This window comes from Mesoterricola sp. JemC181 (genome assembly GCF_055384585.1).
Window position 1 is genome coordinate 4415890 of record NZ_AP045076.1, and the last position, 26344, is coordinate 4442233.

Sequence of the window (26344 nt, forward strand, 5' to 3'; positions counted from 1 at the left end):
ATGGCCGAGCAGCAGCCCGAAGTAAAAATCAAGTTCGTCAAGAAGAAGGGCGGCCACGCCGCTGCCCACGGCGGCGCCTGGAAGGTGGCCTACGCCGACCTGGTCACCGCCCTCATGGCCTTCTTCCTCCTCATGTGGCTGCTGGCCAGCGCCTCCTCCAACACCAAGGCCGGCATCGCCGGCAGCTTCCAGGATCCCAACTTCTTCAACACGGAGAAGGGCAAGGCCATCATGGAAGCGTACAAGATGGAGAAATCCGGCATCCTCCCCGGAGGCCGCGGCATGAAGGAGGGCACGGGGGACGGGGGCAGCGGCCCCGAGGCCGTGATCATCGAGGAGGACTCCGGCGAGAAGGAACGCAAGACCATGGAGGAGACGGCCCAGACCATCGACAAGGCCTTCCGGGAGGACAAGCTCCTCCAGGCCTTCTCCAACCAGATCTCGTTCGAGTTCACCGCGGAGGGCCTGCGCATCCAGGTGCAGGACCGCGCCGCCCAGGTGCTCTTCGACTCAGGCTCGGCCACCCTCAAGCCGTACACCCTGGCCATCCTCAAGGAGATCGCCCAGGAGCTGGGCAAGCTCCCCAACCACATCCTCATCGGGGGCCACACGGACGCCGTGCAGTACCCCAACCAGGCCTACACGAACTGGGAGCTGAGCGCCGACCGCGCCAACTCCGCCCGGCGTGTCCTGGAGTCCTCGGGCCTGCGCGCGGGCCAGGTGCAGCGCGTCACCGGCTACGCCGCCACCCAGCCCCTGGAGGACAAGGATCCCAAGGACCCCCAGAACCGGCGCATCTCCATCGTCGTGCTGTCGAGCGCCACCGAGAAGGCCGAGACCGAACGGCAGAAGGTCGTTCCGCCCAGGAAGAAGTAGGGCCGGGCCGGCCATGCGAATCCTCCCCATCCTCCTGGCCGCACTTCCCCTCCTGGCCGCCCCCGACCGGAGGGCCCTGGACGTGATCCTGCGCGTCGACGCCCCGCGGGCCGTGGCGGCGGGGTTCGCGCCCCCCTTCCGGGTGGAGCTGGCCTTCGTCGTGGAGAACCCCGGGCTGCGCGTGGTGACCTTCTCCGGCCAGTGCCCCTGGGAGGACCCGTCCCGGCCCCTGGTCCACCTGTGGAAGAGCGCCCTCATCCTGGACCCCCTGAACCGGGCCCGCGCCCTCAAGGCCATCCGGTACCTCGTCAAGGACCGCGCAGGCAGGACCGTGGCCGCCTTCAACGGCCGGGACGCCCGCATCCGGGCGGAGACCCTCAAGGGCGTCGTCCTCCACCTCAGGGTCGGCACGCTGGGCGAACCCGGCGCCGCCGTGGAGGACATTGTGGAGCTGGAGTTCTGAAACCTGCGTCACCCCTTAACTTAAATTAACTTCGGCCCGCCCTTCCGAAGCGAGACCATGATCCCGCTGGGTGGGCGGGCTCGTCTTCGTCCGCATCCACCTGCGGAAAATCACGGGAACCCCTTGGTTCCCGGATTCCCGCCTGACGCCACGCGGAGTGCCCTGGAGGATCCATGCGACTGCTGCCCCCCCGTTCCCGTTTCACGGCCCTGGGGTTTCTCCTGGCCGCAGGCACCGCCGCCCTGGCCGCCCCGGTCACCGCGACCCAGGCCGGCATCGCCGCCGGCGCCTGGCTCCAGCGCACCCCCAGACCCCTTGAGACCCCGCTGCAGGCCGGACTCGCCGGCATCGAGAGCCACGTGGACACCGACGGCCGGATCCTCTTCCACCAGGTGAAACTGGACGGCGGTGGATTTCTCGTCCTGGCCCCCGACGACACGCTGGAGCCCGTCATCGCCTTCGCCGCCCGGGGCAGCCTGGAACCGGACCCCGAGAACCACCTGTTCCTGATGCTCCAGCGGGACCTCCGCACCCGTCTCGACGTGATGGTCAAGGCCCGCGACGCCAAGGGCCCCGGCCTCGTGGAAGCCGCAGCCAGCAAGGCCCAGTCCCGGTGGAAGACCCTCCTGGGAACCTCCGGCATGCTCGCCTCTTCCGTGGGCAGCGTCCCGGACGTGCGGGTGGCGCCCCTGGTGGGCAGCACCTGGAACCAGGGCAAGGCCGGCGGGAAGGTCACGTTCAACTATTTCACCCCGTCCTACAGCGTCTGCGGCTGCGTGGCCACCTCCATGGCCCAGCTCATGCGCTTCCACCAGTGGCCCACCGCCGGCATCGGGGTGAAGAGCTTCAAGGTCACCGTGGATTCCGCGACGCAGTTCCTGAACACCCGCGGCGGGGACGGACAGGGCGGCCCCTACGCCTGGGCCTCCATGCCCCTGAAACCCTCCACGTCGACGACCGACGCCGAGCGCCAGATGATCGGCTCCCTGTGCTACGACGCGGGCCTTTCCGTGAACATGTCCTACACCAGCACCAGCTCCAGCGCCAACGCGCTGCTGATCGACAACGCCCTCCGGGACACCTTCAAGTTCGCCAACGCCATCAACGGCTACCGGTGGGACGGCACGGACCTCATGGAAATGACCGGCAACGGCCTCACCCGGATGGTCCAGCCCAACCTGGACGCCGGCTACCCCGTGCTGCTCGGCATCGAAGGCGACGGCGGGCACAGCATCGTCTGCGATGGTTACGGGTACAACGGCGCCACCATCTACCACCACCTCAACCTGGGCTGGGGCGGCAGCGAGGATGCCTGGTACAACCTCCCGGCCATCGGCACCGACTACAATTTCAACCTGATCGACCTCATCACCTACAACGTCTTTCCGCAAGGGGCCGGGGAGATCCTCAGCGGGCGGGTCACTGACGGTTCCGGGAACCCCGTCGCCGGCGTGACCGTCACCGACGGCATCCTCAGCAGCACCACCGGCGCCACGGGCATCTATGCCCTGAAGGGGATCGCCCCGGGCGCCACCACCGTCACCGCGGCCAAGACAGGGCTCGCCTTTCCCCAGGCCGTCCTCGTGCATGAAGACGTGTCCCAGGATGGAGCCACCACCGGCAACATCTGGGGCGTCGACCTGGTCCAGGGCGCAGGCGCCACTCCCGTGGTGTCGCCGCAGCCTGTGGCGCAGAGCGCGAAGCTGGGCGGCTCCGCGACCTTCACCGCCGGTGCCGTCGGCCTGGGCCCCCTGCACTTCCAGTGGACCAAGAACGGCACCGCCGTGGGCACCGACAGCCCGGTGTACACCCTGGCCGCCGCCGCGGCCACCGACGACCAGGCCGCCATCGGCCTGAAGGTCACCGGCTCCCAGGGCACCGCCGACAGCGTCCCCGTGCCCCTGAGCGTGGTGCGGCTCTTCAACGGCGACTTCGAAAGCGGCAACAAGGGCTGGAACCTCTGGGACGACAGCGTCGTCCTGGCCGACGGCGCCTACGCCGAAGTGACGCCCCACGGCGGCGCCAAGTGGCTCTGCATCGGCGACTGGTCCGCGCCCTGCACCGACTTCGCCATGCAGGACATCGAACTCCCCGCCTCGGGCACCATGGACCTCGCCTTCTGGGCGGGCATCGCGAACAAGGCCTCCACCCCTGCCGCCGCCACCAACCTCTTCAAGGTGATGGTCCTGGACACGGGCGGGAACACCCTTGCCACCCTCAGGACCCTGGACAACACCTCGGCCGCCGTGGACGGCACCGGCAAGGTGGTGTGGGTTCCCTACGGCCCCTACAGCCTCGCGGCGTGGAAGGGGCAGACCGTGCGCCTGCGCATCGAGTCCGTACAGCCCGGGGCCGCCAACACGGGCACCGTCTTCGCCATCGACGACGTGACCCTGACCCTGGGCGCCTCGGGCCCCGCCGCCGCCCTGGCCCAGGGCCCCCGCACCATCGCCACGGGAGGCCAGGCCTCCTTCTCCGCCACGGTCACCGGCTTCACCGCCGACAACCGGGTGGACTGGACCGTGAGCCCGGCCTACGGCGCCTTCAGCGCGGCGCGCACCGCCGGGGACGGCACCGCCACCCTCTTCACGGCGGGCGCGGCAGCGGGAACCTGCACCGTCACGGCCACCCCCGTGGAGACCGGGGCCGCGGCCAGCACGACCCTGGCCCTGGTGGACCCGGCCGCCGTCACCGTGGGCCTGGCGCCCCTGGCTCCCACGGCGATCCTCGGGCAGGCCGTCGCCTTCGCCTCGACCGTCACCCCCCTCACCGACGCGTCGGTGACCTGGACCGCCACCGGCGGGACCTTCAGCGCCACCGGCGGCACCACGGCGACGTGGTCCTCGGCCTCGCCGGGCACCTACACCGTCACCGCAACCAGCAACGGCGCGCCCTCCCGGTCCGCCTCCGCCACCGTGCAGGTCGTGGACCTGGGCGCCCTCGCCCTGGCCGTGACGCCTCCGGCCGCCACCCTGCGCCCGGGCGGGACCGCCACCTTCACCGCCTCCGGCGACCTGGGCTTCGGCGTGGACTGGACCCTCACGGCTCCCGCCACCCACGCCGACGCGGGCCTCGCCTCCACGGTCACCGCCCCCGCCGCCGTGCCCCTGGCCACCACCACCTATACCCTCACCGCCACCCACAAGCTCGCCCCCGCGGTCAAGGCCACCGCGGTGGTCACGGTCAAGGGGCTGGACCTGGACGGCGACGGCGCCCTGGGCCTTTCCGACCTGCTGGCCTTCGCCGGGCAGTGGGGGAGGAACCCCGCCAGCCCCGCCAACTTCAAGGGCAGCGGCACGGTGGACGACACCGACCTGGCCACCCTCCTGACCCAGCTGCAGTGATTGCCGAGGCACCCATGAACAAGCGCATCCTCCTCCCGGTCCTTCTCGGCGCCCTCCTCGCCTGCGGCGGGGGTGGCGGCGGCGGCAAAACCACCCCCGCCACGGCCACGTCCCTGGCCTACGCCGATCCCACCGCCGGCACCTACCTCCTGAAGAAGAACGCCACCCTCAGCACCCCGTCCCACCTCGTGCTGGAGCTGTGGGGCCCCGCGGGCGCCACGGGCTGCGGCGTTACGGCGGCCTTCACCCTGGGCGGCACCGCCGCCTCCTGGCGCAACGTGAACGCCGCGGACGCCGCCGGCACGTATGTGGCCAACGGCACCGCCTTCGACCTGGGAACGGGCACGCCCATCCTCAAGGGCAAGGTCACCGGCGCCGTCCTCGCCGCCACCGTGGCCGAGAAGGGCACGACCGCCCCCAAGGCCCTGGACAAGGCGCTCCTGCGCCTGGCCCTGGACCTCCAGGCCGGCCTCGCCCCGGGCGCCGCGGCCACCCTCGTCCCCGATGCCGCACGATGCAAGGTCCTCCTCGCGGACGGCACCCTGGCGCCCATCACCATCGCGGTCTCGGGCATCGCCGCCCAGTAGCCTCCCCCGCCGGGGCGAGCCGGGGTATGGTTGAAGGACATCCCGGAGAATCCCCATGACCCAGGTCGTCCTCGCAGCCCTGTTCACCGCGCGCCCCGGCTGCGGAGCCGCCCTGGAGGCGGAGGCCGCGCGGATCGTGGGCCCCACCCGTGCCGAGCCGGGCTGCCTGCGCTACGAGCTCCACCGCGACCCCGGGAACCCCGGCGTCATCGCCTACCTTGAGACCTGGGCGGACGCAGGGGCCCTGGAGGCCCACCGCAGGAGCCCCCACGTTCAGGCCTGGCGCGCCGCCGCGGCCGACCTCATCGCCTCTCGCGACGTGCGCACCCTGGAGCCGCTGGGCATGCCCGGCCCCATGGCCGCGGGGCCCCTGGCGGTCCTCGCCTTCGTCACCGCCCGCCCCGGCTGCGAAGCCGCCCTGGCCGCCGAGCTCGGCAGCATGGTGCCCCCCACCCGCCTGGAGCCGGGCTGCCTTCGGTACGACCTCCACCGCGACCCGGCCAACCCCGCCAGCCTGGCCTTCCTGGAATCCTGGGAGAGCCGCGGCGCCCTGGCGGCCCACATGGCCACGCCCGCCTTCCGCGCCTCCCGGGACCGCCAGAAGGACCTGGTGGAGGCCGTGGAGATCCATGTGCTGGAACCCGTGTAGCGGGTCTCCCGCCCAGACGCTCCAGGACATCCCCGGATGTTCCGACCTCCCAGGGAAAAGGGGAAGCCTCTCGTGCCGGTGGCGCAATTTCGCTTCAGGTATCAATCCGGTGTCTTTTCCTGGGGCCGGGAATGGGCAATCATGACTGGAAGGTGGCATCTGCATGCCGCCAGTGGGGGTGGAATGGTGCTGGGCGCCTGGAGCGATGGCCGTGGGTAGGATTTCCCGCTTCCTGGACGACCTCCTCCGCCTGCGGAAGGAGCAGGGGGTCATGGCGGCGCTGCACCACCTCCGCCAGCGGATTTCCTACGTGTCCGAGACCCTTCTGTTCGAACGGTACGCAACCGGCGCCGCCCATGTGCTCCCGGAGGGCATGCGCGCGATCACGGTGCATTCCGAGGAGGATCCGGGCCTGGATCTCCTGCGCCGGTCCGGTGGGGAGCTGAACCCCGGCTACTTCCGGCGCTCCGCGGTGGCCGGCGTGCTCTGCGTCGGAGACGAGGCGGTGGGGCACCGGTGGGAATTCCCCTACAGCCCCCTGGCCCGGCACCTGGGTCCCAACGCCACCTACTTCGGCAAGGCCTTCGTTCGCCCGGAATTCCGAGGGAAGGGGTACAACCGTGAGCTGCTTCGCTTCATGGAGGGACGCCTCCCCAAGGGCACCCGGATCCTCATGGAGGTCGACCCGGCCAACGTCTCAAGCCAGCGGAGCCTGCTCAGGGCCGGCAGCACCCTGGTGGGCACGCTTCAGGTGATCACCATCTTCACAATCCTGGTACGGGTCCGGATCCGGCCCGCCGCCTAGGAGGCCGGCCCGGCCCTCGGGGGGTGGAGCCTGGCGCCACGGCAGGTCTGGATCTGCCGCGGCGATGTATGAGATAACAGACATCGACCCTGGAGTCCGCTTGGAAGGCCCCGCCCCGCAGTCCGCCATCCCCGGAAGACCCTGACATGGACTGGGAGGCCATCCGTCTGAGCCTGCGGCTCGCAGGCTGCTCCGTGGCCCTGCTGCTGCCCATCGGCATCCTGCTGGCCTGGCCTCTGTCCCTGGGACGGTTCCGGGGCAAGGTGCTCCTGGAAGCCCTCACGTCCCTGCCCCTCATCCTCCCCCCGACGGTGCTGGGCTTCTACATCATCGTCGCCCTGGGACCCCGCAGCCCCATCGGGGCGGCCTGGGAGCACCTCACGGGCGCGCGGCTCGTCTTCAGCTTCCAGGGCCTGCTCCTGGCGCAGGTCGCCACCAACCTGCCGTTCTTCCTCCAGCCCCTGGTGGCCTCCCTGGGGGGCGTGGACCGGCGCCTCCTGGAGGTGGCCGCGACCCTGGGCTCGAGCCCCCTGGGCGTCTACCTCCGGGTGGCCCTGCCCCTGGCCTGGCGCGGCCTGCTCTCGGCCATGATCCTCAGCTTCGCCCACGCCATCGGGGAATTCGGGGTCGTGCTGATGGTGGGCGGGAATCTGCCCGGGACCACCCGCACCGCCTCCATCGCCCTCTTCGACCAGGTGCAGGCCTTCGACATGGCCGGCGCCAACCGCACCGCCCTCCTGCTCCTGGCCTTCGCCCTGGCGGTGCTCTCGGGCACCGCCTGGCTCCGTTCCCGGGAGCGCCCATGGGCCTGAGGGCGTCGTTCACCAGGACCTTCCCCCAGGGCCCCACCATCCGCGGCGAACTGGAACTGGAGCTGGGCAGGTTCAGCCTCACCGTGCTCTTCGGCCCCTCGGGCTGCGGCAAGACCACCCTCCTGCGGTGCCTGGCCGGGCTGGAGACCCCCGACCACGGCTCCATCCGGGCCGCGGACGCGACCTGGTTCGGGCCGGGCCCCTTCGTCTCCCCTTCCCGGCGGGGCATCGGGTACGTCTTCCAGGACTCGGCGCTCTTCCCCCACCTCACGGTGGCGGGAAACATCGCCTACGGACTCCTGGGCCGCCCCCGGGAGGAACGGCAGCGGCGCGTGGAGGAGCTGGTGGAGCTCATGGGCCTCCGGGGCCTGGAAGGCCGGCGCTCCCGGGAGCTCTCCGGCGGCCAGAAGCAGCGCGTGGCCCTGGCGCGGGCCCTGGCGCCCCGGCCCCGCCTGGTCCTGCTGGACGAGCCCTTCGCCTCCCTGGACCGCTCCGCCGCGGACCTCCTCCGCCACAACCTCCGGCAGATCCTTCGCGCCCTGGACGTCCCGGCCGTCCTGGTGACCCACGACCCGGTGGAGGCCCTGGCCCTGGGCGACCGCATGCTGCTCATGGACCAGGGCCGCATCGTGCGGGACGGCGCCCCCGCCGCCGTCCTCGCCGGCGCCGGCGGCGTCCCCGGCGACCAGGTGGGGGCCGTGGTGCGGACCCGGGTGACCGGCACCCAGGAGGGCCTCCTGCGCCTGGCGGCGGGGTCCGCGGAACTGTTCGCCCCGGACCCCGGCGGCGCCGGCCGGGAGGCCTACGCCTGCATCCGGGGCGAGGGCGTGTCCCTGGAGCGCGGCCCCCACGGCCTGATGACCCAGCGCAACCGCCTTCCCGCCACCATCACCGGCCTGGAGCCCCTGGGCGCCCTCACGCGGGTGGTCCTGGACGCGGGCTTCCCCCTCCACGCCCTCATCACCACCTGGGCCGCCCAGGATCTCGAACTGGCCGCCGGCCAGGAGGTGCATGCCCTCATCAAGGCCAGCGCCATCCAGGTGGTGCCCATCGAGGAGCCTCCGGGTGCATAATCAGCCCCTCGGGGCGGCCGCCCCGCGGAGGTGGACATGAAACTCAGCGCCCGCAACGTCCTGAAAGGCCGCATCACGAAGGTGAACCACGGCGCCGTGGAATCCGAGATCGTCATCGAGCTCAGCCCGGGCGTGGAGATCGTCTCCACCATCACCAAGGCCTCCGCGGAGGGCATGGGCCTCAAGCCCGGCATCACCGCCCACGCCATCATCAAGGCCTCGAACGTGATCGTCGGCGTCGACTGAGGGGCGGCGGAACCGGTCACACCGCCTTGCGGTGGTAGTGCCGCCTGGCCTTGGCCCGGTTTCCGCAGCTGCTCATGGAGCACCAGCGCCGGGTGCCCGCCCGGCTTCGGTCCAGGAACAGCCAGGTGCACTGGGGCCCCGCGCATTCCCGGATCCGGCCCCGGTCCTCCGAGGCCAGCAGGTCCGCCGCCGAGCGCAGGATGGGCCACAGCGGAGCGTCCAGGGAGGACCCTTCCCAGCCCCACCGGAATCCGCCCTCCCCCGGTTCGAGACGGAGGTGGCCCAGGGCGTCCGCCAGGGCCCGGTTGAAGATCCGGAGGTCGCCCGGCCGCGCCGGCCGTCCCGCCGCGCTGTCCGAACAGAGCCCGAAGATGGCTTCCCGCGCCTCCCGCGCCCGGACCAGCGCCGCCCGGGCGGCCGCGGGCTCCTCCCGGACCCGCCGGGCCAGGACCTCCTCCAACGCTTCGTCCACCAGGCCGGCCTGCCGCGCGAAGGCGGCCACGTGGACCACCGACTGGAGCTGATCACTCTCCTCCCGCTCCCGGTCCGGCCAGGTGTTGGCGAAATCCAGGCAGAGGCTGCCGCCGGACCGATCAAAGGAGGGCGTTGCGAGGAGGGCGTCCATGCCCTCAATATAACCCATAAACGACCCTTGACAGGTTATTGGCCGGGAATTATCTTAACCGCCACGAATGCGTGAGGAGGTTATCCATGACGCCCACCGAGACCCTGCTGCTGGACCGTCTCACCGCCGGCCGGGACCACCTGGCCCACCTGGCCTCCGCGGCCCACGAGGAGCGCCTGGCGGACCTCCTGCGCCGGGTGGACGGCGCCATCGGCGCCCTGGAGACCGGCCGCTGGGGCACCTGCTGCGTGTGCCGGGAAGCCGTCCCCCCCGACCAGCTGGCCCGGGATCCCCTCCTGCAGGTGTGCCTGGACTGCCTCACCCCCGAAGCCCGCCGCGCCCTGGAGCGGGACCTGGAGACGGCCGGACGGGTCCAGCGCGCCCTCCTCCCCGCCCCTTTCACCACCTGCGACGGCTGGGAGGTGGCCCACCTCTGGGAGCCCAGGGGCGCCGTCTCCGGCGACCACGTGGACCTCATCCGCCCCCTGCGGCCGGGGGACCCGCTGCACCTCCTCCTGGGCGACGTGGCCGGCAAGGGCGTCGCCGCGTCCCTCCTGCAGGCCCACCTCAACGCCCTGTTCCGGGCCCTGGCGCCCGCGGGCCAGCCGCTGACGGACCTGCTGGCCCAGGCCAACGGGCTCTTCGCCCAGGCCACCCTGACCACCAGCTACGCGACCCTGGCCGCCCTCCGCCTCGCTTCCGGCGGCGAGGCGGAACTGGCCAACGCGGGCCACACCCAGCCCCTGTTGGCGGATGACCAGGGCGTGCGCCCCGTGGCGGGCGGCGGCCTCCCCCTCGGCCTCTTTCCCGATTCCGTCTTTCCGCGCCAGGACCTCGTCTTCCGTCCCGGGCAGACCCTCCTCCTCTACACCGACGGCTGGACCGAGGGGACGAAGGACGAGGAGGAGTTCGGAATCGGCCGGGCCGCCGCTGCGCTGGGCCAGGCCTTCCGGCTGCCCCTGCCGGAGCTGCTTGCGGCCTGCCGGGCGGCCCTGGACCGGTTCCTGGAGGGCGCGCCCCGGCAGGACGACCTCACCCTGGTGGCGGTGCGGTGGGCCGGCTAGAACTTGCGCGGATTCACCGGATACGCCGAGAGCACGACCTGCGCCGAGGTCCCGTCCTCCAGGGGCACCCGCAGGGTGACCACGTCGAAGCAGGGGGTCTCCTTCCAGGCGCCCTGGGCCTGGTAGCGGCCGACGGGGGCGTCCATCCAGCAGGGCGTGTGGAGGATGCCGCTGGGGTCGTAGCGCTTGACCACCTTGCCCGCCTCCCCGGCCCGCGCCAGGCCCTTGGACAGGAGCGCCAGGAGCCCCTCCCGGGTGCTGGCCGCGGCGTTGAACTGTCCCCGGCCGTTGGGCAGGCCGTGGCTGTGCCGCTTCAGGATGTGCGCGATGCGGTCGTCGCTCAGGTGCAGGTCAAGGGATTCCAGGACGTCGAAGGCGTTGCCGGGCAGGGAGGCCGGCGCTTCCTTGGCTTCAGGGACCGGGAGGGAGGCCTTCTTCTCCTCCAGGCCGTGCGTGACCGTGGCCACGGGGCCCGCGTCCACCTCCTCCACCGTGGGCAGCTCCCGGTTCAGCGCCCGTTCCCGCCGGAGCTTTCCGGATAGGCGCACAGGTTCGGCGCGGGTCTGGGGGGCATGGCCAGGACCGGGAGGACCCCCAGGAGCGCCCATGCTGCCCGCCTGGACGATATTGATCTGTAGAAATCAAACAACATGCCACACTCCTCACGGTCCCAAGCGGAGTGGCCCGGAGAAGCCGGAAGTTCCCCCGGCGGTCCAGTGGCGTCATCGCTTCCGCAGGGCCTTCTGGGCCTTGCTGATCTGGCGCCACCTGTCCTCGCGCTCCCGCCGAAGGCGCTCGTCGGTGCGGGCGGCCTCGAACGCCACCTCCCGGCGGAGCTGGAGGAAGTGTCCGAAGCGCTTGGCGTCCAGGAGGCCGTCGGCGATGGCCTTCCGCACGGCGCACCCCGGCTCGGATTCGTGGGCGCAGTCCCGGAACCGGCAGCGGCCGGCGAACGCCGCGACCTCGGAGAAGGCGCCGTCCAGATCGGCGCCATCCGCGAGGAGGCCCACTTCCCGGATGCCCGGCGTGTCGATGAGGCAGCCGCCCCCCGGGAGCAGGAACAGCTCCCGCGCGGTGGTGGTGTGCCGGCCCCGTCCGTCCGAATCCCGCACCGCCCGGGTGGCCTGGGCCGCCTCGCCGAGGAGGGCGTTGAGGAGGGTGGACTTCCCGGCGCCGGAAGAGCCCGCCAGGACGCCCGTGAGCCCCCCTTGCAGGCAGGCGCGCACCTCCGCCACTCCCAGGCCGGTGGGCGCGCACACGGTCAGGACCTGGACGCCGGGCGCCACCCCTCCCATCCGGGCGGCGAAGGCTTCCACCCGGTCGTTGAGGTCCGCCTTGGTGAGCACGACCACGGGCCGCGCCCCGCTGCCCCAGGCCAGGGCGAGCAGCCGTTCCAGGCGGGCCGCATTGCAGTCCCGGTCCAGGCCCATGACCAGCAGGACCACGTCCAGGTTGGCGGCCAGGCACTGGGGCCGGCCGTCCGGGCCCTGCCGCGTGAGCGAGGGCCCCCGGGGCAGCAGGTCGACCATCAGGGCCCGGGCGTCCCCCGGTTCCCGCCGCAGGACGAGCCAGTCCCCTGCGCAGAGGGTCAGGCCTTCGGCCCGGAGCCGCTCCCGGAGCCTGCCCGAAGGCGTGCACAGGCACTCGCCCGAGGCCGTCCGGACCAGGGCCAGGCCCCGGGCCGCCGCCACCACCCGTCCCGGTTCGCAAAGGGGCGGGATGGGCGCCCGGAATTCAGGATCCCTCGGCCAGCCGAAGCTGGACAGGGGTTCGCAAGGGTTCAAGGCGGGGCCGGTGCCCGCCGGAGCGTTCATTGGGTGTGTCATGGCTGGAGGTTCCTGGATGAAGCTTCGCTCAAGCCCCGGACCGGGGCGTCCTTGAGAGGCCCAGGGGCCGCGGGTCTAGGCCACGGCCCCGGAGACCGCAACCGTCTCCAGGCTCATCCTCGTTGTCGCATGCAGCAGGCGCATCCACACTCCGCCCCCAAGGCTACAGCGCAGCCTGCCGGAAGGCAATCCCTCCCCTGGAAGGCGGTGCCTCAGCGGCCCTGGGACAACTGGTAGCCCTGGACCTTCAGGGCGGGATCCCGGTTGGGATCGTAGGACGTGTCGTCGGTATAGATCAGGTTCCCGCTCGCATTGACCCAGCGGCGCTTCCAGGCCGCCGTGTCCCGCTCGATCCTGCCGGTGAACGGGTTCCGGTAGTCGTTCTGGGTGGTGAGCGTCAGGTACATGTCCCGCTGGATGCTCTCCTGCGTCCTCCGCCTCCCTTCGGCGATCTCCCGGTCCAGGCGCTGAAGGTCCTGCTGGGTGCGGTCCAGGATCCGCTGGCGCTGCCCCTGGCCCCGGAGCTCCCCCTCGATCCACCGCGGGTTCCAGTCCCCGGAGCCCTGGATGACGGCGAGGACGGGTTCCCACGCGGCGAAGGCCTCCTCGGGAGCGCGGATGAACAGCGTCATGCGGTTCTTCCACAACCCCCCGCCGGCGCGGCCATAGTCCTCGATGACCGTCAGGAGCCGCTCCAGGTAGCGCCGTCCGTCCTCCTCGTACGCGACCGTCACGAGGGCCGCCTGGTAGCCCATGTCGGTCACCGCCATGAGCTCCCGGGGCACGGCCTGCCGATAGGCGGCGGCCAGGGCCGGGAGGTTCCTGCGGTCCCGGACCACGAGGTTGCGGGCCCGGGGATGGGCGTAGGGCACGGCCACCTCCACCAGGAACCGTCCCGCGTCCCGTTTGTTGCGCACCAGGGCGTTGTTGAAGACCGCCCCCTCCCGGTTGCCGAAGGCCCGGGACCCGTCCACGCACAGCATCTCGGGCAGGCAACGGATCATCACCGTCCCGGCGGGGTCGCTCTTGGCGGCCAGGTCGAACTTGCATTCCGTCATGTTGAGCGCGCCCCCGTGGCGCTCGTCCAGGATGCGGAAGGCGCCCCCCTCCAGGGACCACCCCCGGGGCACCAGGAGGGTGAGCGCCTTCTCCCGCGGCTCGGCCCGCCGCTCGAAGACCAGGGCCCGGGGAGGCCTCTGGGCGGACAGCATGCATGCGGCGAGGAGCACGAAGGCTCGGATCATGGGTCACCGCCCGGTCTGGATTTGAACCCATTCTACCACCCCAGGGTGGAAGGGCCCCTCGGGCGGCATCGAAGGGAGGTGGAAACCCACCCTGGAGCCTCCGATCATGAACCGCATCCCCTCCCTGCTTGCATGCCTTCTCTCCGCCCTGCCCGCGGCCCCGGCCCGGCCCCAGGAGGCGGCCCCCCTCAGGAACGTGCACGCCTACGTGTGCGGACTGCATTTCTACAACGGGCGCCAGGACCGGCAGGTGATCGCCCATCACTATTGCGCCCACACGGCCGACGGCCTGATGCAGTGCGTCATCTACGATTCCAACCGGCGGAACGCCCGGCTCATCGGCATCGAGTACGTCGCCACCGCCCAGGTGTTCGCGGGGCTCCCCGCCGGGGAGAAGCGGCTCTGGCACAGCCATGCCTACGAGGTCGCCTCGGGACTGCTCCTGGCCCCCGGCCTCCCCGGCGCCGCGGAGAAGGCGATGATGAAGGACTTCGCCACCACCTACGGCAAGACCTGGCACACCTGACAGGTGGACCGGGGCGATCGCCTGCCCCTGGGCATCCCCCAGCTGATGATGGGCTTCACGGCGGACGGACAGGTGGATCCGAAACGGGTGGCGGAACGGGACCGGGACCTGGGCACGTCCACCGCGGAAAAGCGGCGCCAGCGGGCGGACCTGCCGGTGCCCCCGGTGGCGCCCGAGGCGGATGCCTGGCGGAACGGAGTTCCCGAGCAGCTGGAGCTCAGGCCCCAGGGTCCGCCGCCCGTGACGCGCATTCCCATGCACTGACCCGGATCAGCCGGGACGGTGATGATCGCCGCGAAGGTGCCCATGGGAGATTCCGCTGAAAAACAGGCAAATATCCTGAACGGCCCTGACGGCGAAGTGGTAGGGTGGGGCACATTCGTGGTGATCCATGGCCAGGTACGCGTTGGAAGCGTTGGTCGACCTGGAGCAGATCCGGCAGCTCATGGAATCGCACCACCTGTCCTCCGGCATGGCCTGCGCCCTGTTGGACCCGAATGAGGAAAAGCTCATCTCGGTGGGCTGGCAGGACATCTGCACCCGCTTCCACCGGGAGAACCCGGTCACGGCGGCGCGGTGCCGGGAGAGCGATGCCTGCATCAAGGCCCACCTGGCGGACCCCGGGGGCCGGATGCTGGAGTACCGCTGCGGAAACGGGATGATCGACGTCGCGATGCCCATCCTGGTCGACGGCGAACTCCTGGGCACCATGTTCGCGGGCCAGTTCTTCCGCGAGGAGGATCCGCCGGACCGCGCGTTCTTCGTGGCCCAGGCCCGGGCCCTGGGTTTCGACGAGGCGGCCTACCTCCAGGCCCTGGACCGGGTCCCCACCTTCAGCAGCGCCTACATCCACCGCGAGGTGCTCTTCCTTCAGCGGATCGTGAGGCTGCTGGCGGAGATCGGACTGAAGAACCTCCAGCTGCGCCGGGAGATGGAGGAGCGCCGGCAGGCGGAGGAACAACAGCAACGCCTGAACCGGGAACTGCGCGCCATCAGCGACTGCAACCAGGTCCTCATGCGGGCCGAGGACGAGCATCTCCTGCTGGACGCCATCTGCAGGATCATCTGCGAGGAGGCCGGCTACCACCTGGCCTGGGTGGGCTATGTGGAGCACGACCCGGACAAGACCATCCGCGTGGTCGCCCGGGCGGGCTGCGGGGAAGGCTACCTCCTGGCGGAACGCCTCACCTGGGCGGACACGGATCAGGGCAAGGGACCCGCCGGATGCGCGGTCCGCACCGGCCGTCCCGTTTGTTTCCAGGACCTGGATGCCAACGCGGGCCCGGGCCCATGGCGGTCGAACGCGCGGGAACGGGGCGACCGGTCCACCCTGGCCCTGCCCCTGGGCGCCGAGGGCGCCGAGCCCTTCGGGGTCCTCGGCATCTACTCGACGGAATCCGGCGCGTTCACCCAGGAGGAGATGCGGCTCCTGGAGGAACTGGCCGGGGACCTGGCCTTCGGCGTGACGGTCCTGCGGGCGCGGGAGGTGCGCAAGCGGGGCGAGGCCGTCATGCGGGCGCGCCTGCGCCTGCTGGAATTCGCCAGCTCCCATTCCCTCGACGAGCTGCTCACCGCGTCCCTGGACGAGATCGAGGCGCTCACGGGCAGCACCATCGGCTTCTACCATTTCGTCGAGCCCGACCAGCGCACCCTCCACCTGCAGACCTGGTCCACGAACACCTTGAAGAACATGTGCTCGGCCGAGGGCAAGGGGAGCCATTACCCCATCGACCAGGCCGGAGTCTGGGTGGACTGCGTCCACCTGGGCGGCCCGGTCATCCACAACGACTATCCGAACCTGCCCCACCGGAAGGGGCTTCCGGAGGGGCACGCCCCCGTCCTCCGGGAGGCCGTGGCGCCGATCCTCCGGGGCGGCCTGATCAAGGCGATCATCGGCATCGGCAACAAGCCCACGGACTACCAGGAAACCGATCTGGAGATCCTCTCCCAGCTGGGCGACCTTTCCTGGGACATCGCCGAACGCATGCGGGTCGAGGCGGCGGTGGAGGTCCGTGAGGAGGAATACCGCTGCCTGGCGGAGCATTCCCCCGACAATATCGTCCGGTACGACCGCGCGTGCCGGACCCTCTATGCCAACACCCGGTTCAAGACCACCATGTCGGTGTCGGAGGCCGCGATCCAGGGCAGGACGCCCCTGGAGCTGGCCGCCCAGGAAGGGCATGGCCGCCCCGGCGAGATCGAGCGCTACCAGGCCGTCCTGAGCCGGGTCATCGCCAGCGGGGAAGCGGCGGATGTGGAACTGAGCGTCCCCGACGGCACCGGCGAGCTCCGGACCCACAGCGTGCGGTTCGCGCCCGAGCGCGACGCCGACGGGCGGATCGTGGGGGCGCTGGCCTTCGGGCGGGACATCACCGAGCAGCAGAAACTCGCAGAGCAGCTCCGGCAATCCCAAAAGATGGAAGCCATCGGCAAGCTGGCCGGCGGCGTGGCCCACGATTTCAACAACCTCCTCACGGCCATCATCGGGTTCAGCAACCTGGCGAAACGGAACCTGGGCGCCGGGACCCCTTCGGATGGCTACCTCGACCAGATCCTGGCCGCGGCGGACCGGGCCGCCAACCTGACCCGCGCCCTGCTGGCCTTCAGCCGGAAACAGCTCCTCCTGCCCCGGCCGGTGGACCTCAACGGCATCGTCCGGAACGTCGAGAGCCTGCTCCGCCGCCTCATCGGCGAGGACATCGACCTGGTCATCCACCTGGCGGATTTCCCCCTGACCGCCATGGCCGACCCGGGCCAGATCGAGCAGGTCCTCATGAACCTCGCCACCAATGCCCGGGACGCCATGCCCGACGGCGGCCGGCTGGCCATCACCACCGAACGGAAGGACCTCGGCAAGGACGTCATCGGCGCCCAGGGGTTCGGGGCGGCGGGCCGGTACGGGCTGATCACGGTGTCCGACAGCGGGACCGGCATGGACGAAGCGACCCGGGCGAAGATCTTCGAGCCCTTCTTCACCACCAAGGAGAAGGGGAAGGGCACCGGCCTGGGCCTGGCCATCGCCTACGGCATCGTCAAGCAGCACGAAGGCGCCATCAACGTCTACAGCGAGCCGGGCCAGGGCACCTCGTTCCGGATCTACCTGCCCCTCGTCGGCGAGCTCGTGGAGGACGCGGATCCGGAGCGGGAGGCGGCGGAGCCGCAGGGCGGCAGCGAGACCCTGCTGCTGGTGGAGGACGACCCGGACGTGCGGGCCCTGGCCGGCACCGTCCTGCGGGAAGCCGGCTACCGCGTCCTGGAGGCCGTGGACGGACAGGAAGCGCTGGAGCGGTTCCAGGCCCAGGCGAAGGAGATCGACCTGCTGATCATGGACGTCATCATGCCGCGGATGGGCGGGCGGGAGGCCCACGATCGCATCCGGGGCCTGGACCCCGGCGTCAAGGTCCTCTTCATCAGCGGCTACACCGCGGACGCCCTGGATTCCGAAGGCTTCTTCGGCAACGACACCCGCTTCCTGGCCAAGCCCATGAGCCCGGTGGAACTGCTGCAGAAGGTCCGGGCGATCCTGGACGGCACCGGCTGACGGGTTCAGGCGCCCTTCGCCGTAGGGATCCCACCCAGCCCTTCGGCCCACATGCGGACCAGCTCGAAGCGCACCTTGAGTTCGCGGAGGTTCCAGAGGATCCGTTCCAGCTCCGCGGGGCTGAAGCGTTCCAGGCGGCGCTTCGCGTCCGTGGCCGTGGAGACCCCGCCCAGGGCGGAGATGGGCGTGTAGTCCACGGGCTGGTCCAGGTAGGCCTGGAGGCGGCCCAGCTGCTGGTAGAAGTTGGCCAGCTCCTCGGCCTGGGCCTTGGGGAAGCGCTGCACGGACTGGTCCGCCAGCGCCATGCCCCAGGCCGAGCTCTTGAGGTTGCCGGCGGTGTGCTGGATCGAGAGGTTCCCCAGCTCCTTCGGGAGGGTCCAGGGGCGCTGGCTGCTCCGGGCCTCCTGGAGGCTCTCCAGGGCGGCGATGGTCAGGGCCAGGTTCCGGGGCAGGTCCTGGTTCGCGACGGCCAGGTTGTGGAGAGCCTTCCGGTTGCCTTCGGTCTCCCGGAGCACGGACGCCAGGGCCGCCTGGGCCACCCGCCGCTGCACCCGGGCGTGGTTCCAGCTGTCCAGCCCCAGGGCCATGAGCAGGCCCAGGAAGGTCGCCAAAAGGGATTTGGCGAAATGCTTGATAGGCTCGTGAAGGTTCTGCACGGCGGAACTCCGGGTTGGGGGATGTCTCAATCATAGCGGGAGGTCGGGCGCGGTGACTCCCGCGGGCCGCAGAGGATTAGCCTGGCTGTCGGAGATGGACGGCGAGCCCGTTCGCGATCAGGGATGAGTTCGCGCGGCCGGCGGGTCTGGTTTTGGGACGGTCCATCCCGGATCCGGGACGCGGAGCCTGCCCCTGGACGGACGGCTGAATCGTAGTTGTTAATATCATTGTCATTCCCAAATTGGCATGCGATTGGCGATGCCCCGGGTTCACCTTCAAACCGTTTTTCGATCCGGGAGCGCGTGATGGCGGGATTCTTCCGACAGCTTGGGCAGGTTTTCCGGTCCCTCCGGCGCGCGCCGGGGTATGCCGCGGCGGCGGTGCTCACCTTGGCCATCGGACTGGCCGGGGCGCTCGCGGCCCTGGCCCCGGCCTGGGACCTGCTGGGGCATCCCTTCCATTTCCGGGAGCCGGGGCGGGTCGTCTGCCTTTCCGGGGAAGGGCCGGAGGGCGCAGCCTTCCTGCGCCCGGTCAGCGCGCCGGATTTCGAGGACCTGCGCAGGGAGGTCCGGACCCTGGAGGGCCTCGCCGCCTGCAGGGACAGCACCCTCGACCTGGAAACCCCCGAAGGGAGCCGGCAGGTGCGCACCGCCCTGGTCAGCGCGGGATTCTTCGGCGTGCTCGGCCTGCCGCTGGGCCATGGCCGGGACTTCACCTCCGAGGAATCCGCCCCCGGAGGGCCCCCCGTCCTCATCCTGACCGACCGGTTCTGGCGGCGGGCCTTCGGCGGCGACCCGGGGGCCGTGGGCCGGAGCCTCATCCTGGACGGCGCCCCGCACCAGATCGTCGGGGTCCTGGCGCCCCAGCGCCGCCTTCCCTTCTTCATGGGCGATGCCGTCGCGTTCCAGCCCCTGGTCTTCCGGCCGGGGGAACGCGGGCGGGCCGGGCCGAGCTGCTGGGTCTTCGGGCGGCTGGCGAAGGGGGCCTCCCTGGCCGCGCTCCAGCTGGAGCTGGACCGCCTGGCGCCCTCCCTGGGGCCGCCCCGGCCCGCGGGTGACCGTTCCTGGGGGATCAAGGCCCGCGGCCTGCTCGCGTATTGGCGGGCCCGCCAGGCGCCGGGGCTGGCGATGACGGTCCTTTCGGGACTGCTGGTCCTGCTGCTGGCCTGCGCCAACGCCGCCCACCTCATGCTGGCCCGGAACCTCGACCGCACCCGGGAATGGGGCCTGCGCTCGGCCTTCGGGGCCGGGACCTTCGGCATGGGCCGGCCCATCCTGGCGGAGGCGGCGGTGCTGTGCGGTTTCGGCGGCCTTCTGGCCGTAGGCCTCCTGGCCAGCCTTCAGAGGCTGGACCTCCTGCCCGGAGAGGCCCTTGGCGGGCCGGTCCTGGGGCTCATGGCCGGGGCCCTGGGGGCCTCGGTGCTCCTCACGGCCTTCCTCCCGATCCGCTGGGCTTCCCGCCTGGATCTCAACGAAGCCCTGCGCGAGGGGGGGACGGCCTCGGCGTCCAGGGGCAGCACCTTCCTGCGCGGATGGCTCGCGGTGATCCAGTTCGCGCTGGCCTTCGCCCTGCTGGTGGGTGCCGGCATGAGCCTCCGGGCCCTGGAGCGGCTCCAGCGCATCGATCCCGGCTACCGCCTCACGGATCTGAGCGTGGCGGTCGTGAGCTTGGGGGGCGGCGGCGATGGCCTGGACCGGGGTCTGGCCTTCCAGCGCCAGGTGCTCCAGTCCTTGAAGGAGACGCCGGGCATCCAATCGGCCGCCATGTCCAACACGCGGCCCCTGGTCGACCAGGGCCACAGCGGCAACGTCTGGCCGGAGGGAGGCCAGGGCTACCTGGAGGCCGGCCAGCATGCCGTCAGCCCGGAGTATTTCCAGACCCTGGGAATTCCCCTTCTGGCGGGGCGGAATCCGGAAGAGCGGGAGGCGGGAGCCTGCCTGGTCAGCCTCCAATTCGCCCGGCGCTGCTGGGGGGAGGCGGCGGCCCTGGGCCGGACCCTCCACCTGGGCGCTGCGAACGGGCCGGCCCTCGAGGTCGTGGGCGTCGTCGGGGAAGCCCGCATGAGCAGGCTCGTCCGGGAACCCATCCCGGCGGTCTACACGCCCCTGGCGCTCCGGGATTCCGGGTACCTGACGATCTACGTGCGCAGTTCCGCCCCGGCCGCCGCACTCCAGGACGTCGTGAAACAGGTGGTTCGCCAGGTGGACGGGAACGCCCGATTCCGGGAATTCCAGAACCTCGCGGCCCGGGCGGCCCAGGAAGGCGAGGAGCCCAGGCAGATTCGCGGGCAGACGCTGGCCGCGGGACTGCTGGCGGCCCTCCTGGCCGGTGTCGGGCTGGCCGGCACCCTCTCCCAGGCCGCGGCCCGGCAGAAACGGGAATGGGGGATCCGCCTGGCGCTCGGCGCCACGCCGGTCCAGCTCTTCGGACGGGTGTTCCGCCGGGTCGCGTGGCTCCTGGGTTCGGGCCTGGTCCTGGGCGGCGCCCTGACCTGGGGGTTGTCGCGCGTCCTGCGGCACCAGTTCCTGGGCGTCGAGGCCGCCGACCCGGCCATCCTCGCCCCCGCAGTCCTGGCCCTGGGACTCACGGGCCTCGTGGCGGGGCTCACCCCCGCCCTGCGGGCCGCGCGGACCCAGCCCGCCGCGGCGCTTCGTTCCGAGTGAGGAACCGGCCCTCCGCCCTCCGGAGGGCCGGCACGACCCCCCTGGAGGGCGGCGGGCGCATCACAGGCCCGCGGTTCCGGGTTCGGACAGGGTGATGCGGGACAGGGTCCCGGCGGTGCCGGCGGCCAGGACATCCCCGGATTCCGTGAAGGTGGCGTTCACCTGCGTGTCCCCCGACAAAGGCGCCTCTCCGGGCCCGAAGTGGCAGACCGGACTCGCCGTGGCCGTGGCCTTGTCGACCCGCCAGACGGTGAGGTCCGGGATGCCGGAGACCAGCAGGAGGTTCCGGGCCGGGTGGTACTCCAGGTGACCGACGGCCAGGCAGTAGGGATCCTGGAACCGGTGCAGGATGCGGTCCGTGACCCGGTTGTCGATGTGCTGGATCTCACCGTCGCCGAACCCCACGAACAGGTTGGTGTCGCTGTACCGGGCGTGGGCGAAGAGGTCCTTCTTGCCGAAGGTGGCCTTGAAGGCGGGCGGGATCGCGCCGCCGACCCGGGTGTCGTAGATGAGCAGGGTGCCGTCATCCAGGGTCAGGCTGGGGCAGACGCCCTGGTTCCATCCGGGCCAGGCCACCGAACCGATGACGCCGGTCTGCTCGAGCTTCCGGAACGCCTCCGGCCGCTCCAGGTCCACCAGGGTGAGGCCGCGGTCATATCCGCCCGCCGCGAACTGGGCCCTGTTTCCCTGGTTGATGGCCAATTCCCGCAGCGTGGCCTTGTGGATCTCGGGCAGCTTCCCATGGATGGCAAGCTGGTTCGATGGGCTGAGGGAGACCAGATGCAGGGCCCCTTCGCCCGTCGAAACGATGGCGAGTTCCGGATGGATCCATTCCACCAGGCGCACCTCGCCATCCTGTTCGGAAAATCCCAGCCTGCCCAGCAGGGCGTCCTTGCCGGCCAGGTTCGAGGCATCCATGCACGCCAGCCAGTGCGACTTGGCGCCGGGCGTGTCGGTGCCCAGCAGGCACCGGGTGTCCTCGGCGGCGGGCCGGGTCAGGGAAAGACCCTGGTGCGCGGGAAGGGCCTTGTCCTCCAGCAGGGCGGTCATTCCCCGTTCGACCTTGGAGGTGAATCCCGGCAATCCGGCCGTCCGCGGGTTGAATCCCGAGATGGTAAGGAAGTTGGACTTGGCGGCCGGCCTTGTGCTGGACGTGGAACTGGAGCTGGAGCTGGAGCTGCTGCCCCTGCCTGGAGCGGCGGAGGGATTCAGGCTGGGGCAGGTGGAGGAGCTGGAGCTGGAGGAGCCGGCCTGCACGACGGCCGGGGTTTCGCGGGTTCCGTTCCTGCCGGAAGGGCTTCCGGCCCGCGGAACCATGGCCGAGGTGGCCACACCGATCCCCAGGAGCAGCGCAAGGCGCGTTTGATGAGGTAGCGTTGGAATTCTCACGTGGTTCTCCTTGGACGTGTCAGCAGATGGGTCTGACTCATCCTGTATGAACCGTATATCGGATGGGTTCCTTCGGCCGAAGACAGGGACGGCCGTGCCCGTGTCCCGCCGGAGGGCTTCGTTCCGGGTGACAGACCGGCCGGCTCGGGTTTACAGTCCCTCAGGAAATTCACGCCGGGTTTCCGGAGGTTGCACCTTCCCCTGGAGGATGGAATGACGGTTTCCGTCTTTGTCGGTGTCAGCGTCGACGGGTTTCTCGCACGCCCGAACGATGATCTCGATTGGCTTCCCGAAGGGGAGGACGAGTCTCACGGCTACGTCGAATTCCTGGCGGGCGTGGATGCGCTCGTCATGGGCCGGAGGACCTTCGAGAAGGTGCTGACGCTCGGAGAATGGCCCTATGGTTCCAAACGGGTCGTGGTCCTGAGCGGCCATCCCCTGGACCTGGCCCGGGCCGGGGGCGGCCCCGTGGAGCGGATGGCGGGGTCGCCCGACCGGATCATCGACCAGCTCGCCGCAAGGGGCATCACCCACCTCTACGTCGATGGCGGAGTCACCATCCAGGGGTTCCTCCGGGCGGGAAGGGTCGATCGCCTCATCATCACGCGCGTGCCGGTGCTCATCGGCGAGGGCATTCCCCTGTTCGGAACCCTGCCTCACGATGTCCACCTGCGCCATGTCGCCACCCGCGACTTCCCCAGCGGCCTGGTCCAGACGGAATATGCCGTCACCGGGCATCGGGCGCCATGGGTGGAGACGGCCCGACCTTGAAATCATCCGCCTGACCGCAGCCCGGGGCCTGGAAGCGAAGGCGTGACCCGGAACGGTTTCGGGAACCAATGCGAAGTTGGGTCCACCCATTCGAAGGGCGGATTTCCCCGCCCGCACAACCCGCGCCATCCACCCCAACGTCATGAAAGGTCCGCCCCTACGTAGGAATTGGGCAAGGCCCTCCTTCGTGAGGTCCTTCACCATCCCGGGATCCAGAGGGCAACGCCAGGTGCGGGTTCGAAGGGGTGACGGCACCCGCCGGCGCTGAAGGATCCCGACCACCTGGAGAAGAAGAGATGTACAACCCGCTCCCGAAACCGCTCAATGCGCCCGCCCATGCGCTACGCTCGCCGCTCGTCGCGGCCGCCCTGGTGCTGGCCTCCGGCGCCTCGCTTCAGGCCGGTTCCGCCTTCGTTGCCATCGAGAACCAGATGGAGTACGACTGGTCCGTGCTGGATATGAAGGCCCATCTGGAGAAGGGTGGGGTGGCGCTCAAGGTGCTGCCCTTTGAGCCGAAGGATCCGGGCCCGGTGGCGGCCACCGGCCTGGAGCCGGGCGCGCACCTGCTGCCGGCCCGGTCCAAGGTGCTCCTGCAGTTCGAGTTCCCGGCGGAGCCTCCCACCCTGGAACTCTACCTCATGCGCAAGGAGGATGATTTCGGCAGGGTCCAGGGCAATGCCCTGCGGCTTGCCTTCGCCACGCCGGCCGAGACCAAGGCCCAGCCCGGATCGCGGCTGGGCACCCGGGAAACCCCCTATTGCACCTTCACCATCACGCCCAGCGGGTCCCTGGAACACACCCCCGGGGCGGCCCTGGCCGCCCTGGACGGGACCACCGGCAGCACCCAGGAACCGCCCTCGCCGTCCGTGCATTCCCGGGGCCTGGCCTTCGCTTCCGACCTGGAGGAACCCGTCAACGGCCGCATCCTGGCGACGCCCACCTACCGGGTCGACCCCTCGCCCCGCACCTCCCTGCCCGCCACGCCGGTCGGGAACGCCCGCCCGGGCGCGGAAAGCAGGAGCTTCCCGGTCGATTCGCCCGGCCCTCGCGCCCCGTGGCAGCTTCCGGCAGCCATGCACAGGAACCTGGCCGGAAAGGGCTGGTTCGCCGTGCACAACCGCTCCAGGAGCCCGTGGAGCCTCCGGCCGGCACCGGGCAACGGCCAGAACTACAGCGTGGCGAAGGACGGCGAACTCCGGGCCGTGCCCATGGGCAACCGCATCCAGATCCCGGCGGGCGGAAGCGCCGTGCTGGCGTTTGATTCGGACGCCGGCACGTTCGCCCTGGTGGACGCCCAGAGGGGCTGCCGGGCCAACCTCGTGGTCACGGGCGCGGGCGCGGAGTTCGAATGGTTCAAGATGGACGGCAAGGGAAGCGGGGCGCTTGCCCAGGCCGTCGCCAGCGCCGAGGTGGTGCGCACCCAGACCCCACGCCTTCTGTGCATCCTGAAGGACGCCTGGCCAGCGGCGCCGGTCTCGCCCAGCGTGCCCCGGTCCTGAGCCGACGCCCTCGCCACCCTGGCGCCGGTTCCAGCGGAGGCGGTTTCGCTGGCGGGTTCAGGGCCAGGGGGGAGACGGTCAGGCCCCGCCCACCCAATCCCCCGGGCCCGCCACTTCCTTGAGATTGGTCTTGAAGGCCTTTTCCCGGGGGATGCAGAGAAGGTTCAGGGAGACCAGCGTGCCGAAGACATTCTCCGGATTGCCCGCGAAATTGTCGGCGTGGAACAAGGGCGGGGTGTGCCACCAGAGACGGTAGTCCATGGCCTGCAGCAGTTCAATGAGCTCCTGGGACTTCTCCCGGCGGTCGTTTTCCACGTAGAGGGCCGGGCGCAGCCGGTGGAGGGTCTCGGCGGCGCCTTCCAGCACCTGGGCCTCCATGCCCTCCACGTCGATCTTGATGAAGGCACAGGCCCGCAGCCGGTAGGCATCCAGGATCGCCACGGGCACCTTCTCCCCTTCGGTCTCCTGCTCCAGGCTCAGGCCGCCGAAATTCGCGTCGGCGCCGTAGTCCAGGGACGGAATGTGCGCGAACCCCGTCCTTCGCCCCAGCCCCTTCTGCTCGGCCACCACGGTGGTGATGTTGTTCATGGCCAGGTTGGCGCACAGCACCTGGAAGAGGATGGGCTGGGGTTCGAAGGCCAGCACCGCCCCCTGGGGGCCCGCCAGGCGCGCCAGGAGCACCGTGTGGGCCCCCAGATTGGCGCCCACCTCCACCACCATGTCCCCCGGTCGCACCAGGTGCCGGAAAACCTCCGCCTCCCCTTCGCTGAATTCGCCGTACAGGGCCAGAGAGCGGCCCACGTACTGGTCCCTGGCCGGATAGAGCATCCTTCCGTACCGGCATTCCCGGGCTTCGAAGATCGATGGGAACGCGAAGAGGGGATCCATGGATACAGATCCTAACCGCCGCCGCCCCGGCTGTCCCGTCCCGGCAGCCCGAATCCGCGCCCCCCCACCCCCGTCCGGGGGCCGGGAGCGCGGCTGTCGCCCGTCGTTCGATCACCCTCGCCCATCGGGGATCACGAGGGCCCATCCAGGATCATTTCCGGACCTCTCCAGGGCCAAGGCCCAGGCGCCTGTTCGCCCTCAGGAGGCCGATGGCTTCAACCATACGCCTGTGGCGCGTTTCGTCCCGCTTCGCGGCCGATACCCAACCCACATACCGGCGCTGGTGGGAGGGGGGCAGGCCCTGGAAGTTCTTCGATGCGGCCGGGTCGGCCTGGATTGCGGCCATGAACCAGGAAGGCGGGAAGGGTTCGGCCGATTCTCCGGGAGGCTGTTTGGCCAGATCCAGCGAAGCCAGGCCGGGGGGCGCAAGGAGGCCTGCGGCCTGCAGCTCCCTGGCCAGGGCGAGGTTGACCGGGGACCACCTGGAATGCCGGGTCCGGGGCGAAAAGCGCTGGGCGAACTTCTCGTCGTCCAATCGCTGGCGCACGCCGTCAATCCAGCCGAAGCAGAGGGCCTCCAGGAGGGCCTCCCGGTAACCGAAGGCCGCGCCACCCGCAGCCCGCTTGGTGAAGATGAGCCAGATTTCCTTCGCGGTGTCGTGATTGCGCTCAAGCCAGTCACGCCAGGCTTTGCGGTTTCCGGGTTCAAGCGTCGTGGTGATCAGCATGGTGGATCCGAGGGAGCAGGCGCCCAGCTGGGCTCCAGGGTACACCCGGGCCGGCCAGGGGAGGAGAGG

The 26344-nt window shown here is 70.7% G+C and carries 23 protein-coding genes and 1 pseudogene; 16 read left to right on the forward strand and 8 right to left on the reverse strand.

The window, feature by feature from the left end; translation table 11 throughout:
* The 9 genes from ACZ5MC_RS19385 (at window position 1) to ACZ5MC_RS19425 (ending at window position 8855) form a co-directional block, all read left to right on the forward strand.
* The gene (locus ACZ5MC_RS19385; RefSeq protein ID WP_306602141.1) at window positions 1-876 is read left to right on the forward strand and encodes a flagellar motor protein MotB; all 876 of its coding nucleotides are present in this window, start codon (window positions 1-3) and stop codon (window positions 874-876) included.
* A gap of 13 nt (window positions 877-889) precedes the next feature.
* On the forward strand, window positions 890-1339 hold the full coding sequence (locus ACZ5MC_RS19390) for a hypothetical protein (protein ID WP_464516546.1): 450 nt from the start codon (window positions 890-892) through the stop codon (window positions 1337-1339).
* A 173-nt stretch (window positions 1340-1512) separates the two neighbouring features.
* The gene (locus tag ACZ5MC_RS19395; RefSeq protein WP_464516547.1) at window positions 1513-4683 is read left to right on the forward strand and encodes a C10 family peptidase; all 3171 of its coding nucleotides are present in this window, start codon (window positions 1513-1515) and stop codon (window positions 4681-4683) included.
* Between the two features lie 14 nt (window positions 4684-4697).
* The gene (locus tag ACZ5MC_RS19400; RefSeq protein WP_306602144.1) at window positions 4698-5270 is read left to right on the forward strand and encodes a hypothetical protein; all 573 of its coding nucleotides are present in this window, start codon (window positions 4698-4700) and stop codon (window positions 5268-5270) included.
* Between the two features lie 55 nt (window positions 5271-5325).
* Entirely contained in the window at window positions 5326-5919 is a 594-nt protein-coding gene (locus tag ACZ5MC_RS19405; RefSeq protein WP_464516548.1) for a putative quinol monooxygenase, read from the forward strand.
* 211 nt (window positions 5920-6130) lie between these two features.
* Entirely contained in the window at window positions 6131-6724 is a 594-nt protein-coding gene (locus ACZ5MC_RS19410) for a GNAT family N-acetyltransferase (protein ID WP_306602146.1), read from the forward strand.
* Window positions 6725-6870: 146 nt separating this feature from the next.
* Window positions 6871-7536, forward strand: coding sequence for a molybdate ABC transporter permease subunit (modB, locus tag ACZ5MC_RS19415; protein ID WP_306602147.1), 666 nt, complete (start codon window positions 6871-6873; stop codon window positions 7534-7536).
* The gene (locus tag ACZ5MC_RS19420) at window positions 7527-8609 is read left to right on the forward strand and encodes a molybdenum ABC transporter ATP-binding protein (protein ID WP_464516549.1); all 1083 of its coding nucleotides are present in this window, start codon (window positions 7527-7529) and stop codon (window positions 8607-8609) included. Before modB ends, ACZ5MC_RS19420 begins: the two co-directional genes overlap by 10 nt.
* A gap of 36 nt (window positions 8610-8645) precedes the next feature.
* Window positions 8646-8855 carry a TOBE domain-containing protein gene (locus ACZ5MC_RS19425; RefSeq protein ID WP_306602149.1) on the forward strand — a complete coding sequence of 70 codons (210 nt, stop codon included), beginning with the start codon at window positions 8646-8648 and terminating at the stop codon, window positions 8853-8855.
* Window positions 8856-8871: 16 nt separating this feature from the next.
* Here ACZ5MC_RS19425 and ACZ5MC_RS19430 read toward each other — a convergent pair whose 3' ends face one another.
* Window positions 8872-9480, reverse strand: coding sequence for a CGNR zinc finger domain-containing protein (locus ACZ5MC_RS19430; protein ID WP_306602150.1), 609 nt, complete (start codon window positions 9478-9480; stop codon window positions 8872-8874).
* An 86-nt stretch (window positions 9481-9566) separates the two neighbouring features.
* Here ACZ5MC_RS19430 and ACZ5MC_RS19435 point away from each other — a divergent pair, with 86 nt between their 5' ends.
* Window positions 9567-10544: a PP2C family protein-serine/threonine phosphatase gene (locus tag ACZ5MC_RS19435; protein ID WP_306602151.1), complete on the forward strand. Its 978-nt coding sequence runs from the start codon at window positions 9567-9569 to the stop codon at window positions 10542-10544.
* On the opposite strand, the gene ACZ5MC_RS19440 is transcribed toward ACZ5MC_RS19435, so the two are convergent.
* From ACZ5MC_RS19440 to ACZ5MC_RS19450, 3 genes are all read right to left on the reverse strand, one after another.
* Complete coding sequence (locus ACZ5MC_RS19440; protein ID WP_464516550.1) at window positions 10541-11092, reverse strand: hypothetical protein; 552 nt, start codon at window positions 11090-11092, stop codon at window positions 10541-10543. The genes ACZ5MC_RS19435 and ACZ5MC_RS19440 overlap by 4 nt on opposite strands.
* Before the next feature lie 174 nt (window positions 11093-11266).
* Complete coding sequence (gene rsgA, locus ACZ5MC_RS19445; protein WP_464516551.1) at window positions 11267-12370, reverse strand: ribosome small subunit-dependent GTPase A; 1104 nt, start codon at window positions 12368-12370, stop codon at window positions 11267-11269.
* Between the two features lie 212 nt (window positions 12371-12582).
* The gene (locus tag ACZ5MC_RS19450) at window positions 12583-13614 is read right to left on the reverse strand and encodes a hypothetical protein (RefSeq protein WP_464516552.1); all 1032 of its coding nucleotides are present in this window, start codon (window positions 13612-13614) and stop codon (window positions 12583-12585) included.
* A 106-nt stretch (window positions 13615-13720) separates the two neighbouring features.
* On the opposite strand from ACZ5MC_RS19450, the pseudogene ACZ5MC_RS19455 reads away from it, so the two are divergent.
* Together ACZ5MC_RS19455 and ACZ5MC_RS19460 are read left to right on the forward strand one after the other, a co-directional pair.
* A pseudogene (locus ACZ5MC_RS19455) lies at window positions 13721-14404 on the forward strand (OBAP family protein).
* Between the two features lie 127 nt (window positions 14405-14531).
* Complete coding sequence (locus ACZ5MC_RS19460) at window positions 14532-17681, forward strand: GAF domain-containing protein (RefSeq protein WP_464516553.1); 3150 nt, start codon at window positions 14532-14534, stop codon at window positions 17679-17681.
* A gap of 5 nt (window positions 17682-17686) precedes the next feature.
* Here ACZ5MC_RS19460 and ACZ5MC_RS19465 read toward each other — a convergent pair whose 3' ends face one another.
* Window positions 17687-18337 (reverse strand): hypothetical protein, encoded by a 651-nt coding sequence (locus ACZ5MC_RS19465; RefSeq protein ID WP_464516554.1) that lies wholly within the window; start codon window positions 18335-18337, stop codon window positions 17687-17689.
* Window positions 18338-18643: 306 nt separating this feature from the next.
* Between ACZ5MC_RS19465 and ACZ5MC_RS19470 the strand changes: the two genes are divergently transcribed.
* The gene (locus ACZ5MC_RS19470; RefSeq protein ID WP_464516555.1) at window positions 18644-21001 is read left to right on the forward strand and encodes an ABC transporter permease; all 2358 of its coding nucleotides are present in this window, start codon (window positions 18644-18646) and stop codon (window positions 20999-21001) included.
* 60 nt (window positions 21002-21061) lie between these two features.
* Here ACZ5MC_RS19470 and ACZ5MC_RS19475 read toward each other — a convergent pair whose 3' ends face one another.
* Window positions 21062-22051, reverse strand: coding sequence for a WD40 repeat domain-containing protein (locus tag ACZ5MC_RS19475; protein ID WP_464516556.1), 990 nt, complete (start codon window positions 22049-22051; stop codon window positions 21062-21064).
* Between the two features lie 79 nt (window positions 22052-22130).
* On the opposite strand from ACZ5MC_RS19475, the gene ACZ5MC_RS19480 reads away from it, so the two are divergent.
* From ACZ5MC_RS19480 to ACZ5MC_RS19490, 3 genes are all read left to right on the forward strand, one after another.
* Entirely contained in the window at window positions 22131-22367 is a 237-nt protein-coding gene (locus ACZ5MC_RS19480) for a hypothetical protein (protein WP_464516557.1), read from the forward strand.
* Window positions 22368-22603: 236 nt separating this feature from the next.
* Window positions 22604-23161: a dihydrofolate reductase family protein gene (locus ACZ5MC_RS19485; RefSeq protein WP_464516558.1), complete on the forward strand. Its 558-nt coding sequence runs from the start codon at window positions 22604-22606 to the stop codon at window positions 23159-23161.
* A gap of 296 nt (window positions 23162-23457) precedes the next feature.
* Window positions 23458-24660 carry a hypothetical protein gene (locus ACZ5MC_RS19490; protein WP_464516559.1) on the forward strand — a complete coding sequence of 401 codons (1203 nt, stop codon included), beginning with the start codon at window positions 23458-23460 and terminating at the stop codon, window positions 24658-24660.
* A 78-nt stretch (window positions 24661-24738) separates the two neighbouring features.
* On the opposite strand, the gene ACZ5MC_RS19495 is transcribed toward ACZ5MC_RS19490, so the two are convergent.
* Together ACZ5MC_RS19495 and ACZ5MC_RS19500 are read right to left on the reverse strand one after the other, a co-directional pair.
* Window positions 24739-25548: an FkbM family methyltransferase gene (locus ACZ5MC_RS19495; RefSeq protein WP_464516560.1), complete on the reverse strand. Its 810-nt coding sequence runs from the start codon at window positions 25546-25548 to the stop codon at window positions 24739-24741.
* Between the two features lie 151 nt (window positions 25549-25699).
* Window positions 25700-26275, reverse strand: a complete 576-nt coding sequence (locus ACZ5MC_RS19500; RefSeq protein WP_306602165.1) for a YdeI/OmpD-associated family protein — start codon at window positions 26273-26275, stop codon at window positions 25700-25702.
* Window positions 26276-26344: the final 69 nt, after the last annotated feature.

Bases quoted from the DNA above. Each gene is read 5' to 3' on its own strand.
- ACZ5MC_RS19390 (WP_464516546.1), top strand. From the start codon at position 890: ATGCGAATCCTCCCCATCCTCCTGGCCGCACTTCCCCTCCTGGCCGCC.
- ACZ5MC_RS19475 (WP_464516556.1), bottom strand. From the start codon at position 22,051: ATGACCGCCCTGCTGGAGGACAAGGCCCTTCCCGCGCACCAGGGTCTT.
- ACZ5MC_RS19450 (WP_464516552.1), bottom strand. From the start codon at position 13,614: ATGATCCGAGCCTTCGTGCTCCTCGCCGCATGCATGCTGTCCGCCCAG.
- ACZ5MC_RS19395 (WP_464516547.1), top strand. From the start codon at position 1,513: ATGCGACTGCTGCCCCCCCGTTCCCGTTTCACGGCCCTGGGGTTTCTC.
- ACZ5MC_RS19495 (WP_464516560.1), bottom strand. From the start codon at position 25,548: ATGGATCCCCTCTTCGCGTTCCCATCGATCTTCGAAGCCCGGGAATGC.
- ACZ5MC_RS19385 (WP_306602141.1), top strand. From the start codon at position 1: ATGGCCGAGCAGCAGCCCGAAGTAAAAATCAAGTTCGTCAAGAAGAAG.
- ACZ5MC_RS19500 (WP_306602165.1), bottom strand. From the start codon at position 26,275: ATGCTGATCACCACGACGCTTGAACCCGGAAACCGCAAAGCCTGGCGT.
- ACZ5MC_RS19400 (WP_306602144.1), top strand. From the start codon at position 4,698: ATGAACAAGCGCATCCTCCTCCCGGTCCTTCTCGGCGCCCTCCTCGCC.
- ACZ5MC_RS19470 (WP_464516555.1), top strand. From the start codon at position 18,644: ATGGCGGGATTCTTCCGACAGCTTGGGCAGGTTTTCCGGTCCCTCCGG.
- ACZ5MC_RS19420 (WP_464516549.1), top strand. From the start codon at position 7,527: ATGGGCCTGAGGGCGTCGTTCACCAGGACCTTCCCCCAGGGCCCCACC.
- ACZ5MC_RS19405 (WP_464516548.1), top strand. From the start codon at position 5,326: ATGACCCAGGTCGTCCTCGCAGCCCTGTTCACCGCGCGCCCCGGCTGC.
- ACZ5MC_RS19425 (WP_306602149.1), top strand. From the start codon at position 8,646: ATGAAACTCAGCGCCCGCAACGTCCTGAAAGGCCGCATCACGAAGGTG.
- ACZ5MC_RS19430 (WP_306602150.1), bottom strand. From the start codon at position 9,480: ATGGACGCCCTCCTCGCAACGCCCTCCTTTGATCGGTCCGGCGGCAGC.
- modB (WP_306602147.1), top strand. From the start codon at position 6,871: ATGGACTGGGAGGCCATCCGTCTGAGCCTGCGGCTCGCAGGCTGCTCC.
- ACZ5MC_RS19485 (WP_464516558.1), top strand. From the start codon at position 22,604: ATGACGGTTTCCGTCTTTGTCGGTGTCAGCGTCGACGGGTTTCTCGCA.
- ACZ5MC_RS19435 (WP_306602151.1), top strand. From the start codon at position 9,567: ATGACGCCCACCGAGACCCTGCTGCTGGACCGTCTCACCGCCGGCCGG.
- ACZ5MC_RS19490 (WP_464516559.1), top strand. From the start codon at position 23,458: ATGTACAACCCGCTCCCGAAACCGCTCAATGCGCCCGCCCATGCGCTA.
- ACZ5MC_RS19460 (WP_464516553.1), top strand. From the start codon at position 14,532: ATGGCCAGGTACGCGTTGGAAGCGTTGGTCGACCTGGAGCAGATCCGG.
- rsgA (WP_464516551.1), bottom strand. From the start codon at position 12,370: ATGACACACCCAATGAACGCTCCGGCGGGCACCGGCCCCGCCTTGAAC.